Origin of the sequence: Streptomyces sp. So13.3 (genome assembly GCF_005860785.2) — a bacterium.
Lineage (GTDB): Bacteria > Actinomycetota > Actinomycetes > Streptomycetales > Streptomycetaceae > Actinacidiphila > Actinacidiphila fildesensis.
Genome location: NZ_CP048835.1, coordinates 6,283,803 through 6,299,028, shown reverse-complemented (window position 1 = coordinate 6,299,028; position 15,226 = coordinate 6,283,803). Strand labels below are relative to the sequence as shown.

Here is a 15,226-nt window from a genome sequence, read left to right as displayed (position 1 = left end):
CTCATGAGGAAGAACTGGAACAGCCATTCGTTCCGGTCACGCTATTTCGGCCCTTCCGGACCAACCACCCCTGCCCACCCCTATCCGGCGATGGCGGTCAGGGGTGGGCAGGGGTGGACAGAGGGGCCGCCGCAAACGCCGCAGGGCACGGCATCCCGCCAAGGATGCCGTGCCCCCGATGTACTGTTCCAAGCCCTCTTCGCCGGCCAACCGGCCGGTCAACCAACCGGTCGGCCGACCGTCAGCCGACGGGGACCAGGAGACCCGACAGCGTTCCCCACAACGCGCCCGGCGTCTCGAACGTCTCCATGGCGAGCGCGTCGTCGGTGAACTTGACGTCGTACGCGTTCTCCAGCGCGATCAGCAGGTCGACGATGCCGAGGGAGTCGAGGCCGAATTCCCGAAGATCGAGCTCGGGGGTGAATTCGGCGTCCTCGGGCAGGAATGAGAGATGGGGCCTGACGATTTCTTCGAACTGGGCGTCCCACATACGAATGCTTCCTTTCTGTCCCGTCAGTCCCGGGCCAGGATCATTTCGACCACGCTGTGCTCCGTGGACAGGTGCTTGATCGAGCGGATTTCGAAGCCGGCGCCTTCCGCCTGCTTGCGCATGTCCGGCTCGGAGCGGATACGGGTGCCCTCCTCGCAGACGACCATCTGGAAGAGCGAGCGGATCGCGGACGCGTTGTCGTGGCCGAGCAGCGGCTCGATCACGAAGAGCACCGGCTCGGCCGCCAGGCCCTCGGAGTCCTCGACGGTGCGGACCATGGCCTTGCGCACGGTCTCCAGGATCTTGACGCTGCTGTCCGGGCTCCAGTTGTGGAGCACGTTCTTGAGGAAGTACGCGTCGCCGCCCGCCGGAACCTCCGCGAAGAAGTCCGACTCGACGAACGTCAGCCGGCGGATGAGGTCCTCGTCGCCGGTGGCGGCGAGTTCCTTGGTGCCGCGCTCGGCGACGTCGGCGCGGTCGGCGACGACGCCCTCGACGTCGGGGTGCGCGCCCAGGATGCCCTTGAGCAGGTGGCCGGTGCCGCCGCCGATGTCGACGACCTTGCGGATCCACGAGAAGTCGAAGTCACGGGCGAGCTCGGCGGCGGCCGGGCGGGTGATGTCCGCCATGGCCTTGTCGTAGATCTCGCCGGCGTCGGTGTCCTGGTCCATGTAGGCGTAGATGGAGCCGCCGTACTCGGACTGGGAGGCCGGCTTGCCGGTCTTGACGGTCGTCAGCAGGTCGCGCCAGACGTCGTAGTACATCTCGCCGCCGAGTACGCACCAGTAGCGCATCGACTGCGGGTGGTCGTCGCGCAGCGGCTGCGACGTCTCGGTGTGCTCGAACGTGCCGTCCTCGTTCTCCTTGAAGACGCCGACGATGCCGAGCACCCGCAGCAGGTACAGCACCCCGTCCGGGTCGGAGTCGGTGAGCTGCGCGAGCTCCGCGGGCGACTTGGGACCGTCCGCGAGGTGGTCGGCGATACCGAGCCGGGCGGCGACGCTGAGCGAGCGGGAGATCCACCCCATGCCCGCGAGTTGCAAGAGCGACATCGTGTTCATCCTCTACTGGTTGAAGACCGAAGGGCAGGAGGGACGTACGGGACCTGTGTGGTGGTACGGGACCTGTGTGGTGGTACGGGGACCTACGTGCTGGAGAGCGAGGGGACCGGAGCCGCGCCGTCGGAGTCCTCGGAGACGGCCGCGGCCAGCCGCAGCGCGGTGCGGTGGTCGACCACGTCCTGGAGGCTGAAGCGGACGCCGCTCCTGCGGGCCTTGTTGGCCACCTGGGCGGCTCCGAGGCTGGTGCCGCCGAGCGCGAAGAAGTCGTCGTCGACGCCGACCCTGGCCGCCCCGGAGTACTGGGCGAACAGCTCGCACAGCAGCGTCTGGACCTTGGTCCACGGGGCGCGGAACGCGGTCAGGGAGGCGAAGCGGGGTACCGGCAGGGAGCCGGCCTCCAGCTTGCCGTTGGCGTTCAGCGGGAGGGCGTCCAGGGTGAGGATCACGCTGGGGACCATGTATTCGGGCAGTGTCTCGGCGGCGTACGCGGACAGCCGGCCGACGTCGATGCCGCCCTTGGACGACGGCACCACGTAGGCGATCAGGTGGGCGCTGCCTGCGCCCTCCTGATGGACCGTCACCGCGGCCTGGCCGACCTCCAGCCGGCGCAGCAGCGCGGACTCGATCTCGCCCAGTTCGATGCGGAAGCCGCGGATCTTGACCTGGCCGTCGAACCGGCCGAGAAAGTCCAGGGTGCCGTCGGCCGAGCGGCGCACCCGGTCGCCGGTCCGGTACATCCGCGATCCGGGGGCGCCGAACGGGTCGGCGACGAAGCGTTCCGCGGTCAGTCCCGGCCGGTTGAGGTAGCCGCGGGCCAGCTGGCCGCCCGCGATGTACAGCTCGCCGGTCCTCCCCGCCGGGACGGGCCGCAGGGACCCGTCCAGGACGTGGAGTTCACTGGCGTGGGTGGGGCGTCCGATGGACACCGCGCCGGGCTGCAGCTCGTCGTCCGGCGCCAGGATGTGCACGCAGCAGCCGACGGTGGCCTCGGTCGGGCCGTACTCGTTGACGACGGTGACGCCCGGGTTGTCCTTGCGGAACGTCTCGACGGTCTCGGAGAGCAGCAGTTCACCACCCACCACCAGTTCCCCGGTGGGCGCGGACTCCGGCGGCAGCGTCGCGAGGAGCGCCATGTGCGACGGGGTGACCTTCAGGAACGTGGGCCGCTCGCGCACCTCCTCCAGCGGGCCGACCTGGACGCGGCCGCCGGAGATCAGCGGCGCGTACAGGGTCGTGACGGTCATGTCGAAGGCCACGGAGGAGTGCAGCAGGGCCCGGCCCGCCGCGCTGGGGTAGGTGGCGCGGGCGTAGTCGAGGTAGGCGGCCAGCGGGCGGTGCGTGACGACGACGCCCTTGGGCCGGCCGGTCGATCCCGAGGTGTAGATGACGTACGCCGGGTTGTCCGGGCGCAGCGGCGCGGTCCGGTCGGCGTCACCGGGGTCGATGGCCGGTGCCGCCGCGACGAGGGCGGCGGTCTCCGGGTCGTCGAGCGCGATCATTGGCTGGTCGCCGGTGGCCGAGCCGGCTTCGGCCGCGGTGGTCACCAGCAGCGCGGGCCGGGCGTCGGCCATCATGAACGTGAGCCGCTCGGCCGGGTTGTCCAGGTCCAGCGGCAGATAGGCGGCCCCGGCCTTGAGCACGGCGAGGAACGCCACCACCAGATCGAGGGAGCGGCGCATCCCGACGGCCACGAGCTGTTCGGGTCCCGCGCCGCCGGCTATCAGGTGGTGCGCGAGGCGGTTCGCCCGTGCGTTCAGTTCGGCGTACGTGAGTTCAGTACCGCCGTCGGAGACCGCGACGGCCCCGGGCGTGCGCCGTACCTGCTCCTCGATCCGGGCGGGCAGCAGCCCGCCGTCCGTGCTGTCGGTCGTGTCGGTCCTGCGCGGACCGGCGTCGATTCCCCCGTGGTCAGCCATGGGTCACCTGCCTGCGGTTGATTCGGTGCGGTCGCCGGAGAGCAGCTCCGACAGGGCGCGGGCGACGCCGTTGATGCGCAGCAGGTCGTCGTGGTCGACGTCGAAGCGGATCTCCCGGCCGACGGGGTACGACGGCGGGCCCGAGGTGATCGCGATGCCGCGGGCCCACAGCGGCAGCGGGTCGATGGACGAGGCGGCGGCCAGGTAGCCGACCAGCGAGCCGAAGACTCCGGCGAGATCGTCGCGGATGTCGTCGTCGAGTTCGAGGCGTTCGGCGGCGGTGCCCACCGCGCGGGTGAAGATCAGGGCGAGTTCGGGGCCGACTGCCGCGAGGTCGTCGGCGTAGCGCCGCTCGATCTGCCGTCCCGCCTCGTGGAACTCGGTCAGTTCCTCGGGCATCAGCAGCGAGGCGAGCGAGTCGCCCGCGGCGTGGAAGTCCTTGTACAGGCCGACCGTGTTGGGCAGTTCGGGGTCGAACAGCACCAGGGCCGGGGTGTCCTGCCACGCACCGATCCGTTCGGCGAGCGCGGCGGCGAAGACCGCTCCCGCGCAGTAGCCGAGGACGGCGGTGACGCGCCGGCCGCTCTCCCGTACGTCGGTGAGCCACCAGTCGACATAGCCGTCGAGGGCGACCGCGTCGTCCGCGGTCGGCGGGAGCGTCGTCCAGAAGGCGGCGGCGGGCGGGTCCAGCCGGGGAGCGAAGTCGGCGAAACTCGCCTGGGTGCGCCCGCTGGTGCTGAAATCGACCGACAGAATCAATTCGTCCCGGTCGCCTTTTGTCAGCGATTTCCATGAAAGGAGACTCACGTGATTCCCAATCCAGCCGATTCCAGGAATTCTTCCGTTGGCATGACGCTAGACGAAAGGTGCTGACGGGCGGACCCCCTAGGCACGCCCGCCGCACCCCTAACCGTCACGAGCGCAGGGGTCGGACAGCCGCTAGCCCGCGACGGCCACGCCCATGCGCCGGGTGATGGCGTCGAGCACTTCCTTCGGCCGGTCGGCGAGGTAGAAGTGGCCGCCGCCGGGGAACACCTGGAGCTCGCAGGCGCCGGTGGTGTGGTCGCTCCAGGCAGCGGCCTCGGCGAGCGTGGTCGTCGGATCGTCGTCGCCGACGAACACCGTGACGGGGCAGTCGATCCGCACCCCGGCGTCCGCGCGGTAGGTCTCGACCGCCTTGTAGTCGTTGCGGATCGAGGGGATGGCGAGCCGCATGATCTCCTCGTTGCCCAGCACCCGCGAATCGGTTCCGCTGAGCCGGCGCAACTCCGTGATCAGGCCCTCGTCGTCCTTCTGGTGCACCCGGTCGGCGCGGGTACGGGACGGGGCGCGGCGGGCGGAGGCGATCAGCCGGGCGGGCGCGGGCAGGCCGGCGTCCGCCATGCGCCGGGCGACCTCGAAGGCCACCGTGGCGCCCATGCTGTGGCCGAAGAACGTCAGCGGTTCGTCGGCGAACTCCCGCAGGTCCTCGAAGACCCGGTCGGCGAGCTCCGCGATGGTGTCGATGAGCGGTTCCTTGCGCCGGTCCTGCCGGCCCGGGTACTGCACGACCAGTACGTCGATGTCCGGGGCGAGCACCTGCGACACCGGGAAGTAGAAGCTCGCCGATCCGCCGGCGTGCGGGAAGCAGACCAGGCGCGGGGTGCCCGCGAGGGCGGTGTGGTAGCGCCGGATGTACTGATTGCTGGTGGTAGGGGCGGTGCTGGTCATGGTTCTCCTCACAGAGGGGGCAGGGTGGGCGTCAGCGGGCCCTGGTCCACCGGGAGTTCGGGAAGGAAGCCGAACAGCATCGAGGTGAGCCCCCACATCCCGGTGAATTCCGCGACCTCGGCGTCGTCGACGTCCACTCCGGTGTCGCGCAGCGCGGCGGCGAGCCACCGCTGCTTCTCCGGGTCGCCCGGGGACGCCTGCGGTTCGGAGACCGGGACGGCGGCGGGCAGCGATCCGGCGGCGAGGTCCGGGCGGCGCAGGTGCCAGTTGGTGTTCGACTGGTAGACGTCGGCGAGCGCCGCGAGCCCGAAGTCGCTCCACGGCAGGCCCGCGAGCTGCAGCGACAGCGGCATGCCGTCGCCGCCGAAGCCCATCGGGACCGCGACGGCCGGGAAGCCCACGGCGCTCCACAGGCCGGGCAGCCAGGAGACGGTGCCCAGCGCGGCGGGGTCGTCGTAACGGGGCGCGGTGGTCGGCCAGGTCGGGGTGGCCATCGCGTCGAGGCCGTCGAAGCGTTCGCGCAGGCTCGCGGCGGCCGAGGCGCGGACCCGCTGTGCGTGCAGATAGGTGGGCGCGCCGACGAGGCCGCCGAGGACGGCGGTCCGGCGGAACGGCCGCCCGTACTCCGCCCAGCGGGTGCGCAGCCCGGCGCCGTGCAGCTCGAACGCCTCCGCGAGGAGGGTGATGAACTGCGCCGCGAACAGCGGGTACACCTCGGGGAGTTCCACGGTGACGATCTCGGCGCCGGCTTCCCGCAGCTCTTCGAGGGCGCCGGCGAACGCCGCCGCGCAGTCCTCCGACAGCTGCGCCGACTCCTCGAGCGCCTTCGCCGGAACGCCGATGCGGGCGCCGCGCAGGTCGGTCCGCCAGCCGGTGGCGTCCGGCCGCCCGGCCAGCACCGCGAGGGTGCTCGCGCAGTCCCTGACGTTGCGGGCCAGCGGGCCGACGACATCCAGCGAGCGGCTCAGCGGGCGGCAGCCGCCGTCGGGGACCAGGCCGTGGGTGGGCTTGAAGCCGGTGACGCCGCACAGCGCCGCCGGGATGCGGATGCTGCCGTTGCTGTCCGTGCCGAGGCCGACGTCGAACAGCTCGGCGGGCAGCCCGTTGGCGCTGCCGCAGCTGGAGCCGCCCGTCCAGCGGTTGAGGTCCCACGGGTTGCGCGGCACGGGGAAGTCCAGCGCCGGGTCGGGCCGGCCCAGCGCGTGCTCCGCCATGGTGGTGCGGCCCAGCGGTACCGCGCCCGCCGCCCGCAGCCGGGCGACCGGTACGGCGTCGCGCCCGGCCCACCAGTCCGCGTCGTGCACCCGGCTCTGGCAGGTCGCGGGCGCCTCACGGGTCGCGAAGACATCCTTCACGCCCAGCGTCAGCCCGTGCAGCGGCCCGGCCTCGGCACCGTCCGCCACGGCGGTGTCCAGTTGCTCCGCCGTGGCGGCGGCCTGTTCGGTGAACCGGCCGAGATACGTACCGAGCACCGGGTCGAGCCGGTCCGCCCGGTCGAACGCCTCTGCCACCCGGGTCCTGACGTCAGCCATTCCCGTCCATCCTGTCCTCGGCCGATCCCTGCTGAATTCGGACTCCGAGTCTAGGTAAGGGGAATTGTGGTCCAGACCCCCTTTCCTGCCCCCTAGCACCCCCTGTCGACCTGCTGTCAGAACTTCCCCCGACTACCGTGAAAGGGCCCACGGGGAACATGGTGCGACCGTGCCCGTCCGGGCTCTGAGGGCCTATTCGGCCGGTTCACGGGGGAGCCTTCCTTGATAATGGATGTGAATTCCTGGCCGGTCGGGCAGGTCGCGCTCGCCGACGACTCCGGAACCGGCCCACGGCAGTTGACGGCTCTGGTCCTGGACGTCCTCGGACCGGGGCTCGCGCCCGGCGGGCTCCCGCCGCTGTCCGGCGAGCCGCTCACCGTCCGTACCGGCAGCTACGTGGTCGACCCGCCGTTCTTCGGCAACGGCGACCTCGGCCGGCTCGCGGTGGCCGGCACCGTCAACGCGCTCATCGCGACCGGAGCCGACCCGTACGCCCTCACGCTCGGGCTGATCGTCGAGGCCGGGACACCGCTGCAACTCCTGCACCGCATCACGGAGTCCATCCGCGACACCGCCCATGAGGCGGGGATCGCCATCGCCGCCGTCGACACCCGGGTGGTGCGTGCGGGCGACGCCGACCAGCTGTTCCTCACCGCCACCGGCATCGGGGTCCACCGCCGTCCGCCGCTGTCGCTGGGCGCGGTACGGCCCGGCGACCGCGTCCTGGTGACCGCGCCGCTCGGCAACCACGCCGTCCATCTGCTGTCGCTGCGGGCCGGACTCGGCTTCGAACACCATGTGCCCAGCGACTGCGCTCCGTTGACGTCCCTGCTGAACGGGCTGCCGCCGGGCGCGGTCCGGGCCGCCGCACCGATCACCTCGGGCGGACTCGCCGCGACGCTGCGCACCTGCGCGACGGCCCGCGGGCTCACGCTGCGGATCGACGAGGGGGCGCTTCCCGTCCAGTACGAGGCGCGGCCCGCCTTCGAACTGCTGGGCCTGGCACCGCTGCACACCGCGAACGCCGGCTCGATGTGCCTGTTCGCGCCACCGGCGGCGGCCGACGCGGTCCTCGCCGCGCTCCGCTCCCACCCGTACGGCCGCCAGGCCGCCATCGTCGGCACGGTCACCGACGACACCGCCGGGGCCGTTGAGCTCCGCTCCCCCGACGGGCCGGTCCACCGGCTGCCCGCCGGGGTGCCGCCGGGCAGCGCGGAACCACCGCGGCTGCGCTGACGGCCGCGCCCCGCGCGGCGGAACCCCTCAGGCCGCCGCGACCAGCCGGTCGTAGCCGCGCAGCAGCGTCAGGGCGGCGGCGGTCGCGAGGACCGGCAGCAGGGTGAAGCCGAGCAGCACGCCCAGTTCGGCCGTGGAGCTCTGCTGGGCGGACTCGCCGTCGGTGGACGAGGCATAGCCGAAGATCTGCAGGACCAGCCCGTAGAGGAAGGGCGCCAGGGCGAGGCCGAGCATCTCGCCGGTGGTGAAGACGCCGGAGAAGACACCGGCCTGGCGGCGGCCGGTGCGTTCGGTGTCGTGGGTGGTGCGGTCGGTGAGCATCGCGTACAGGAAGAGCAGCTGGCCGGCGTGCCCGGTGCCGGTCACGGCGATGGCGACGGCGACCACGGCGACGGGCAGGTCCGGCGAGGCGAGCAGCAGCAGGCAGCCGGCGATGAAGAGCCCGCAGGCGGTGGCGTATCCCTGGCGGTTGCCGCTACGGGAGCCGAGCCGCGACCAGAGGTTGACGGTGAGCAGGTTCGGCAGGACGAAGGCGCCGACGACCAGCCCGGTGGCGTCCGAATCGTGCAGCACGTGGTCGGTGAAGTACGGGGCTCCGACGAGCATGAAGCCGGTCGCGAGGGACTGGACGACGCCGCAGCGCAGCAGCGCCATGAACGGGGCGTTGGCGCGGGCCACGGCGAACTGGTGGCGCAGGCTCGGCTCGCTCTCCAGGACCCGGTCACCGCGGGTTCCGGCCGTGCCGAGGAAGGCGCCGACCGCTCCGGCGGTGATGACGAGCGCGCCGAACAGGCCGACCCAGCGGTGTCCGGGAATGCCCCCGCCGCCCGCGTCCGCGATGGCGGGTCCCGCGGCGCCGGCGATCAGCGCGGCGATACCGATGACGGCCACCCGACCGCCGACCAACCGCAGTTGGTCCTGGCGCCGGGTGGTGATCTCGGCGGGCATGGCCGCGTACGGCACCTGGAAGAACGCGAAGGCCGTCGCGGAGAGCAGGAATCCGGCGCCGGTGAACCAGGCGCCCGCCGTACCGGCCGCCACGCCCGAGAACATGAGCGCGAACGTCAGGGCCGCGGCGAGACCGCCGAGCAGCACATACGGCCGGCGCGCGCCCCAGCGCGTCCGGGTGCGGTCGCTCGCCCGGCCGACCAGCGGGTTGAGTACCGCGTCCCACACCTTGGGGAGCAGCACGACCGTGCCGGCCAGGGCGGCCCCGATACCGAGGGTGTCGGTCAGATAGGGCAGCAGCAGAAGGCCCGGCAGGGTGTTGAACGTGCCGGTGACCAGCGAGCCGGAGGCGTAGCCGAAGCGCAGGCGCGCGCCCGGGACGGCGGGCGCGGCCTGCGGTCGGGGCCGCGCCGGCAGGACAGCTTGTTCGGGTTCGACGGCCGTCATGACGTGCTCCTCCGACATCGGTCGGGGACGTGGCGGGATGCCGCCAGGCCCACTTGCCCCCGAGCCTGACCAACGGGCAGCCTTGGCGGAAGTCGGGGAATTCCCCCACATGGCACTTCCTGTCGTGCAGCTTCCGGACAGGGGAACGCTCTTGGCCGGGTCCCCCGGGGGCGGGCACGCTGCGAGTGCCGCCGAGATCACCGGGACCCTGGAATCACCGAGGACAGCGAGGACAACGTGCCGCCTGTGGAGACCGCCCTGTCGCAGGCCACCGGCTCCGCACCGGTCGGCCGTCACAAGGAACTGCTGGTCCTGGAGGAGTCGTTGCGGCTCGCCCGGACGTCGGCGCGGATCGTCTCGCTGGCCGGTGAGCCATGGGTCGGCAAGTCCCGGCTGCTGGCGGAGCTGATCGCCGCGGCGCACGACGGCGGCTGGACAGTGGCCGCGGGCCGGGCCGGACGGCTCGGCGGACCCGTGCCGTTCGAGGTGTTCGTCGACGCGCTCGACGACCAGCTGGCGCGCATCGGCCCCGACCTGGCCGAACGGCTGGGCCCCGGGGAGGCGGACCGGCTCGCCGGGGTCTTTCCCGCGCTGGCCGCGGGGCGCCAGGAGCCGTCCGGGCCGGCCCCGGCCGACCCGGACGCGTACTGGCTGATCCGCGCGATGCGCGCCCTGATCGGACGGGCGGCGGAGGCGAACGGACTGCTGCTGGTCCTCGACGACGTGCACCGGGCCGATCCGCTGTCGCTGCAGCTCCTGGACCACCTGGTCCGGCATCCGCCGCAGGCACCGGTGCTCATCGCGCTCGCCTACCGCGACTCCCCCACCGCGCGCCATCTCTCATCGCTGCGTACCCTGCGGGCGCACGGCGCCACGCCGTCCTGGCGACACCTGGACGTCGCCCCGCTCCCCGAGCGGGACGCCGCCGCGCTGCTGCCGCCCGGACTCGACCCGATCCGGCGCCAGTTGCTGCTGCGCGACGCGGCCGGGGTACCGGGGCTGCTGCACGCCCTGCGGGACGCGGGCCGGCTGCCGGTCAATCCGGACGCCGCTTCCGTGGACTTCCGCGCGCTGTCCCCGGTGGCCTGGCGGACCGCCTGCGCCGCCGCCCTGCTCGGCGACCCGTTCACGCCCGGCACCGTCGCCGAGGTGGCGGAACTGCCGCTGGAACGGGTGCTCGGCGGGCTCGACGATCTGCAGAGCGAGGGCCTCATCCGGCCCGACGGCCATCTGCGCCGCTTCCGCTTCCGGCACCCGGCCGTCGCGGGCCTCGTCCTGCGCGCCACCGACGCCGGCTGGCGCTACGGCGCGCAGGGCCGGGCGCTGCGGGCCACCGCGCAGGGATCGACGCAGGGAACAGCGCAGGGAAGCACTCAGGTGACCGCCGCACCCGCCCGCAAGCCGATGCCGCTGTCCGCGATGACGGACGCGATGGACGCGGAGGACCTGACGGCCGACCTGCCGGACGGGCCCGGCGCCGTCGAGCTGGCGTCACTGAGCCGCCGTGAGGTCCAGGTCGCCGTGCTCGTCAGCGCGGGCTTCACCAATCAGCAGATCGCGGGGCGGATGCAGCTCAGCCCCAAGACCGTGGAGACGTATCTGAGCCGGATCTTCAAGAAGCTGGGTGTCGTGTCCCGTACGCAGGTCGCCCATCTGGTGGGGCGCGGCGGCCGTCACCTCTAGGAGCGAGGGGCCCGAGGCGCCCGGGTATGGCGAAGGCCCCGCCCAGGGGTCCGGGGGAAGACCCGGGGGCGGGGCTCGCGGGTTGCCCAGGGCTCCCATGCGGGGGAGTAAGGGAGCGGGGGCAGCGGTACGAGCGTGCGCCTGACCTCATGGGCTTCGCTAAAGCCTCACCGGAGGATCAACGGGGCGGAGTTCCGGCCGTGCAGCTTGCTGCCACCGCTCTCAGCTGGCCCGGACCCCCCTGGCTCCGGAACCTTGGACGAGGAGACTCCCGACGCCGCATCCGCGGGGAAGACGCCGGACCAAGGAGACGCCATGACAGTAAAAAGCGCGGCCACCGCTGAACTGGCACTCGGCAACGGCACCCGCCACCTCATCCACTGCCCGCCGTCGTGGGACCACTACCTGCTGGATGCCCCGAGCGTCGGGGAGGAACACTTCGTGCTGGCCGGTGAGCTGCCGCGGGCGCATCCGCTGTTCAACGACGGTCCCGGCCACTTCCATGACGCGCAGATCGTCACGGAGACGATCCGGGAGATCGGCGAGTTCGTCGGCCACCGCTACTTCGGGGTGCCGCAGGACCGGCCGGGGCTCTTCTTCGGCTTCAACCTGCACCTCACCGAGCTGCGCGCCTGGCGCACCGACTGGGCCAACGCGACGGACTCGGGCACGGCGAGGATGACGACGGGCATCACCGCGAAGCCCGCGAACGCGATGAACGGCGTACCGCGCGGCCTCGACTTCCAGATCGACGTGAAGATCAACGACATGCCGTGCTGCACCGGCACGGCGGGGCTGGTCTTCCTGATGCCGCAGCTGCACCGCAACCACCTGGCCCACAACCGCCAGGCGCTGCGCGCCGCACCGGAGCTGGACGATGCCCCGGACGGGGCGCTGCGGCCGGTGGACCCAGCCGAGGTCGGCCGCTCCGCGGTCTCGAACGTCGTGGTCAGCGAGCCGTCGGAGTCCTCGCGCGGCCGGCTCACGACGTGGGTGCTGACCGACAACCCGAATCCGGTCTTCGCCCCCGAGGGCGGCCACCTGTCGGGGACGCATCTGCTGGAGTCGTTGCGCCAGACCTCGCTGCTGGCGGCCGGCCGGGCCTTCGGGCTCGCCCCCGCACGCAGCACGCCGACCTCGTCCGAGGTGCACTTCCGCAGCTACGCGGAGCCCGAACTGCCGTTGCGCTGCACGGCGGTGCCGGGGGCGCTCGGCCGGGACGAGTACGGCCGGCCGGCCGTGCCCGTGACGCTGACGGTGACGCAGCGGCGGCGTGCCGTGGCGGAGGCCAGGACCACCGTGGTCCAGGACTTCTGACCCGGCGCCACCGACCGGTCCTTGTACGTACGACAGCAGGCCTTGCACAAACCTTGCACGCGGGAACGCAGAGCGGGACGGGGGTAACGCGATGAGATTCTGGATTCTGGGCCCGATGGAGATCGGTGGGGACGACGGGCCGGAGGCCGGCCCCGACGGCGCCGCCACGCCCGCCGTCTCCTACACACCGCGCGCCGCCAAGCTGCGCGTCGTGCTGGCCGCCCTGCTGGTGCGGGCGAACGAGGTGGTGTCGGTCGAGAGCCTGATCGACGAGCTGTGGCAGGACAACCCGCCGCGCACCGCCACCACGACCCTGCAGGTCTACGTCTCCCAGCTGCGCAAGCTGCTGCACTCCGCGGACCCCGAGCACGGCCGCGACACCCTGCTGACCCGCCCGCCCGGCTATCTGCTGCGGCTGGAGCCCGACCGGCTCGACATGACCACGTTCGAGGAGCTGCACGCCCGCGGACGCAAGGCCCTGGAGACGGAGGACTACGCGTCCGCCGCGGAACTGCAGCAGCGGGCCATCGCGCTGTGGCGCGGACCGCTGCTCTCGGACACCCCGCACGGCCCGCTGCTGGGCGGTGCGGCGGTCCGGCTGACCGAGGCCCGGATGACGGCGCTCGACCAGCGGATCCGCGCGGACCTCCAGCTCGGCCGGCACCGCGGGCTCATCGCCGAACTGCAGTCCCTGGCCTCGGAGCACCCACTGCGCGAGGAGTTCCACGCCCATCTGATGGTGGCGCTGTACCGGACCGGCCGGCAGGCGGAGGCGCTGCGTACGTTCGGACGGGTGCGCCGCACCCTCGTCGACGAGCTGGCCATCGAGCCCGGCCCCCGGCTCCAGCGGCTGCACCGGCGCATTCTGGCCGGGGACGCGGCTCTGCTGAGCTCGGGCTCCAACGGTGGCAACGGCGGCGCAGTCGTCGTCGGAACGGCGACCGGGTCCGGATCCGGTGCTGCGGACGGGCCGGCGCAGAGCCTTCCCGAACGGCCCGCGTTCCAGGCCGTCACCTCGCTGCCCGCCGCGGACGGCGCGTTCACCGGCCGCGATGCGGTGCTCGCCGAGGTGGAGCGGCTGCTGCGGGACGCCCCGGCCGGGACCAGCGTCGCCCTCACCGGCAAGCCCGGCGTCGGCAAGACCGCGCTGGCCGTCGAGGCCGCGCACCGCAGCGCCGACGCCTTCCCCGACGGCCGGATCTTCCTCGACCTGGAACCCGACCCCGGACGGCCGCTCGGCGCGGCGGACGCGATGGCCCGGCTGCTGCGCCGCGCGGGAACGCAGGTCACCCTGCCCGCCGAGGCGCAGGACCTCCAGGACGCGCTGCGCCATCTGCTCACCGACCGCCGGATCCTGCTGGTCCTGGACAACGCCACCTCCGAGGCGCAGCTGCGCCCGCTGCTGCCCGCCACCGCGGGCTCCACCGCTCTCATCACCGGCCGCCGGCTGCCCGCCGGACTCGGCGGCGTCCGCCCGGTGGTACTGGACGCCCTCGGCCCCGAGGAGTCGCTGCGGCTCTTCGACGCGCTGGCGGGGCCCGGCCCGGCGGCCGCTGAGCCCGCTGCGGCGGCCGAGATCGTGGAGCTCTGCGGCCATCTGCCGCTCGCCGTGCACATCGCGGCCGCCCAGTTGCGCGCCCGGCCGCACTGGACCGCCGGTTCGCTCTCCGCCCGGCTGCGCGACGAACGCTCCCGGCTGACCGAGCTCCAGCTCGGCGATCTAGACGTGCGCGGCACCCTGATGGTCGCCTATCTGGACTCCTCCCCCGCCGCGCAGCGCGCGTTCCGTCTCCTGGGGCTGCTGCCCGCAGGACCGTTCGGGCTGTGGGCGGCGGCCGCCGTCCTCGGTCTGGAGGAGGGCGAGGCCGGCCGGATCGTCGAGAACCTGGTCGACGGGCGGCTGTTGGAGGCGTCCGTGCACGACGGGCTCCGCCAGGGCCGCTACCACTTCCATGAGCTGCTGCGGATCCTCGCCACCGAACTCCTCGCCGCCGAGGAGACCCCGGAGTCGGCACGCGCCGCCACCGAGCGGATGTGCGAGGCGTACACGCAGGCCGCCGAGCGCGCCGACGCGGCGCTCACCCCGCGACCGGTGACCGGACCGGTGGCTGTCCCCGGTCCGGTCACCGACCACCCGCAGGAATGGTTCGCCCAGGAGCAGCCGGCCCTGGTGCACGCGGTCCGCGCGGCGCACGCCGCCGGGCTGTGGTCCGCCGCGCTGCGTCTCGTCGACGCCATGACCGGTTATCTGGAGGCGCACGCCTCCTGGGCCGACTGGCAGGCCACCCACACCTTCGCGCTCGACGCCGCCCGGCAGAGCGGCGACCGGGCGGGCGAGGCCCGGATGCTGCGTTCGCTGGGTGACCTCGCCTGGCAGAACCGGCGGCTCGCCGAAGCCGCCGACCTGTACACGCGGGCCCGGGACACCGCGGAACTCTGCGACGACCCGTACGAGTACGGCCGCGCCCTGGTCGGCCTCGCCGACCTCCACCTGGACAACGGCGACACGTCCGCGGCCGCCGCCCTGCTCGAACCGGCCCTGGCCGCCCTCGCCGCCCCGGCCCGGGCCCGCGGCCGGTACGACGCGCTGCGCGCACTGGCCCTGCTCGCCCTGGAGGCGGAGGGCCCGGAAGCGGCCCGGGCCCGGTTCACCCAGTGCCTGGACCTCGCCACGGCGCTCAAGGACCGCCGGCTGGAGGCGTACGCCCGCCGCGCGCTGCGGGCGTTGCGTGACCCGGCACCGGCCGCAGGCAAGCCCACCGACCTCGAAGTACGCCCCGGCATCTGGCGGCTGCGGGCCCCGGCGCCACGCCGGTCGCCGCTCCCGGCGCCCGGCCGTCTTGCGGCCCTTACCGCCTGATCCACACGCCCGGCGCCAGGTTTTAG

Annotated in this window: 11 protein-coding genes; 4 read left to right on the top strand and 7 right to left on the bottom strand. The window is 73.0% G+C overall.

From position 1 onward, the window contains the following. Positions 1-241: 241 nt before the first annotated feature. The 6 genes from C8250_RS28470 to C8250_RS28445 all read right to left on the bottom strand — a co-directional run bounded on the left by C8250_RS28470 (position 242) and on the right by C8250_RS28445 (position 6,709). Positions 242-490: a phosphopantetheine-binding protein gene (locus tag C8250_RS28470; protein ID WP_138350835.1), complete on the bottom strand. Its 249-nt coding sequence runs from the start codon at positions 488-490 to the stop codon at positions 242-244. Between the two features lie 23 nt (positions 491-513). Continuing rightward, on the bottom strand, positions 514-1,542 hold the full coding sequence (locus C8250_RS28465; RefSeq protein WP_187145012.1) for a methyltransferase: 1,029 nt from the start codon (positions 1,540-1,542) through the stop codon (positions 514-516). 92 nt (positions 1,543-1,634) lie between these two features. Next, positions 1,635-3,467, bottom strand: a complete 1,833-nt coding sequence (locus tag C8250_RS28460; protein WP_138350837.1) for a non-ribosomal peptide synthetase — start codon at positions 3,465-3,467, stop codon at positions 1,635-1,637. A 3-nt stretch (positions 3,468-3,470) separates the two neighbouring features. After that, on the bottom strand, positions 3,471-4,226 hold the full coding sequence (locus C8250_RS28455) for a hypothetical protein (RefSeq protein WP_138350838.1): 756 nt from the start codon (positions 4,224-4,226) through the stop codon (positions 3,471-3,473). A 180-nt stretch (positions 4,227-4,406) separates the two neighbouring features. Further along, positions 4,407-5,177: an alpha/beta fold hydrolase gene (locus C8250_RS28450; RefSeq protein WP_138350839.1), complete on the bottom strand. Its 771-nt coding sequence runs from the start codon at positions 5,175-5,177 to the stop codon at positions 4,407-4,409. Between the two features lie 8 nt (positions 5,178-5,185). Beyond that, complete coding sequence (locus C8250_RS28445) at positions 5,186-6,709, bottom strand: amidase (protein WP_138350840.1); 1,524 nt, start codon at positions 6,707-6,709, stop codon at positions 5,186-5,188. Between the two features lie 228 nt (positions 6,710-6,937). Between C8250_RS28445 and hypE the strand changes: the two genes are divergently transcribed. Then, positions 6,938-7,945, top strand: a complete 1,008-nt coding sequence (gene hypE / locus C8250_RS28440; protein WP_138350841.1) for a hydrogenase expression/formation protein HypE — start codon at positions 6,938-6,940, stop codon at positions 7,943-7,945. A 27-nt stretch (positions 7,946-7,972) separates the two neighbouring features. On the opposite strand, the gene C8250_RS28435 is transcribed toward hypE, so the two are convergent. Next, complete coding sequence (locus C8250_RS28435) at positions 7,973-9,340, bottom strand: MFS transporter (RefSeq protein WP_138350842.1); 1,368 nt, start codon at positions 9,338-9,340, stop codon at positions 7,973-7,975. Positions 9,341-9,586: 246 nt separating this feature from the next. Here C8250_RS28435 and C8250_RS28430 point away from each other — a divergent pair, with 246 nt between their 5' ends. From C8250_RS28430 to C8250_RS43730, 3 genes are all read left to right on the top strand, one after another. Continuing rightward, positions 9,587-11,023, top strand: a complete 1,437-nt coding sequence (locus C8250_RS28430; protein ID WP_138350843.1) for an AAA family ATPase — start codon at positions 9,587-9,589, stop codon at positions 11,021-11,023. A gap of 315 nt (positions 11,024-11,338) precedes the next feature. Next, positions 11,339-12,340 (top strand): AfsA-related hotdog domain-containing protein, encoded by a 1,002-nt coding sequence (locus tag C8250_RS28425; RefSeq protein WP_138350844.1) that lies wholly within the window; start codon positions 11,339-11,341, stop codon positions 12,338-12,340. A gap of 91 nt (positions 12,341-12,431) precedes the next feature. After that, positions 12,432-15,200 (top strand): AfsR/SARP family transcriptional regulator, encoded by a 2,769-nt coding sequence (locus C8250_RS43730; RefSeq protein WP_138350845.1) that lies wholly within the window; start codon positions 12,432-12,434, stop codon positions 15,198-15,200. Positions 15,201-15,226: the final 26 nt, after the last annotated feature.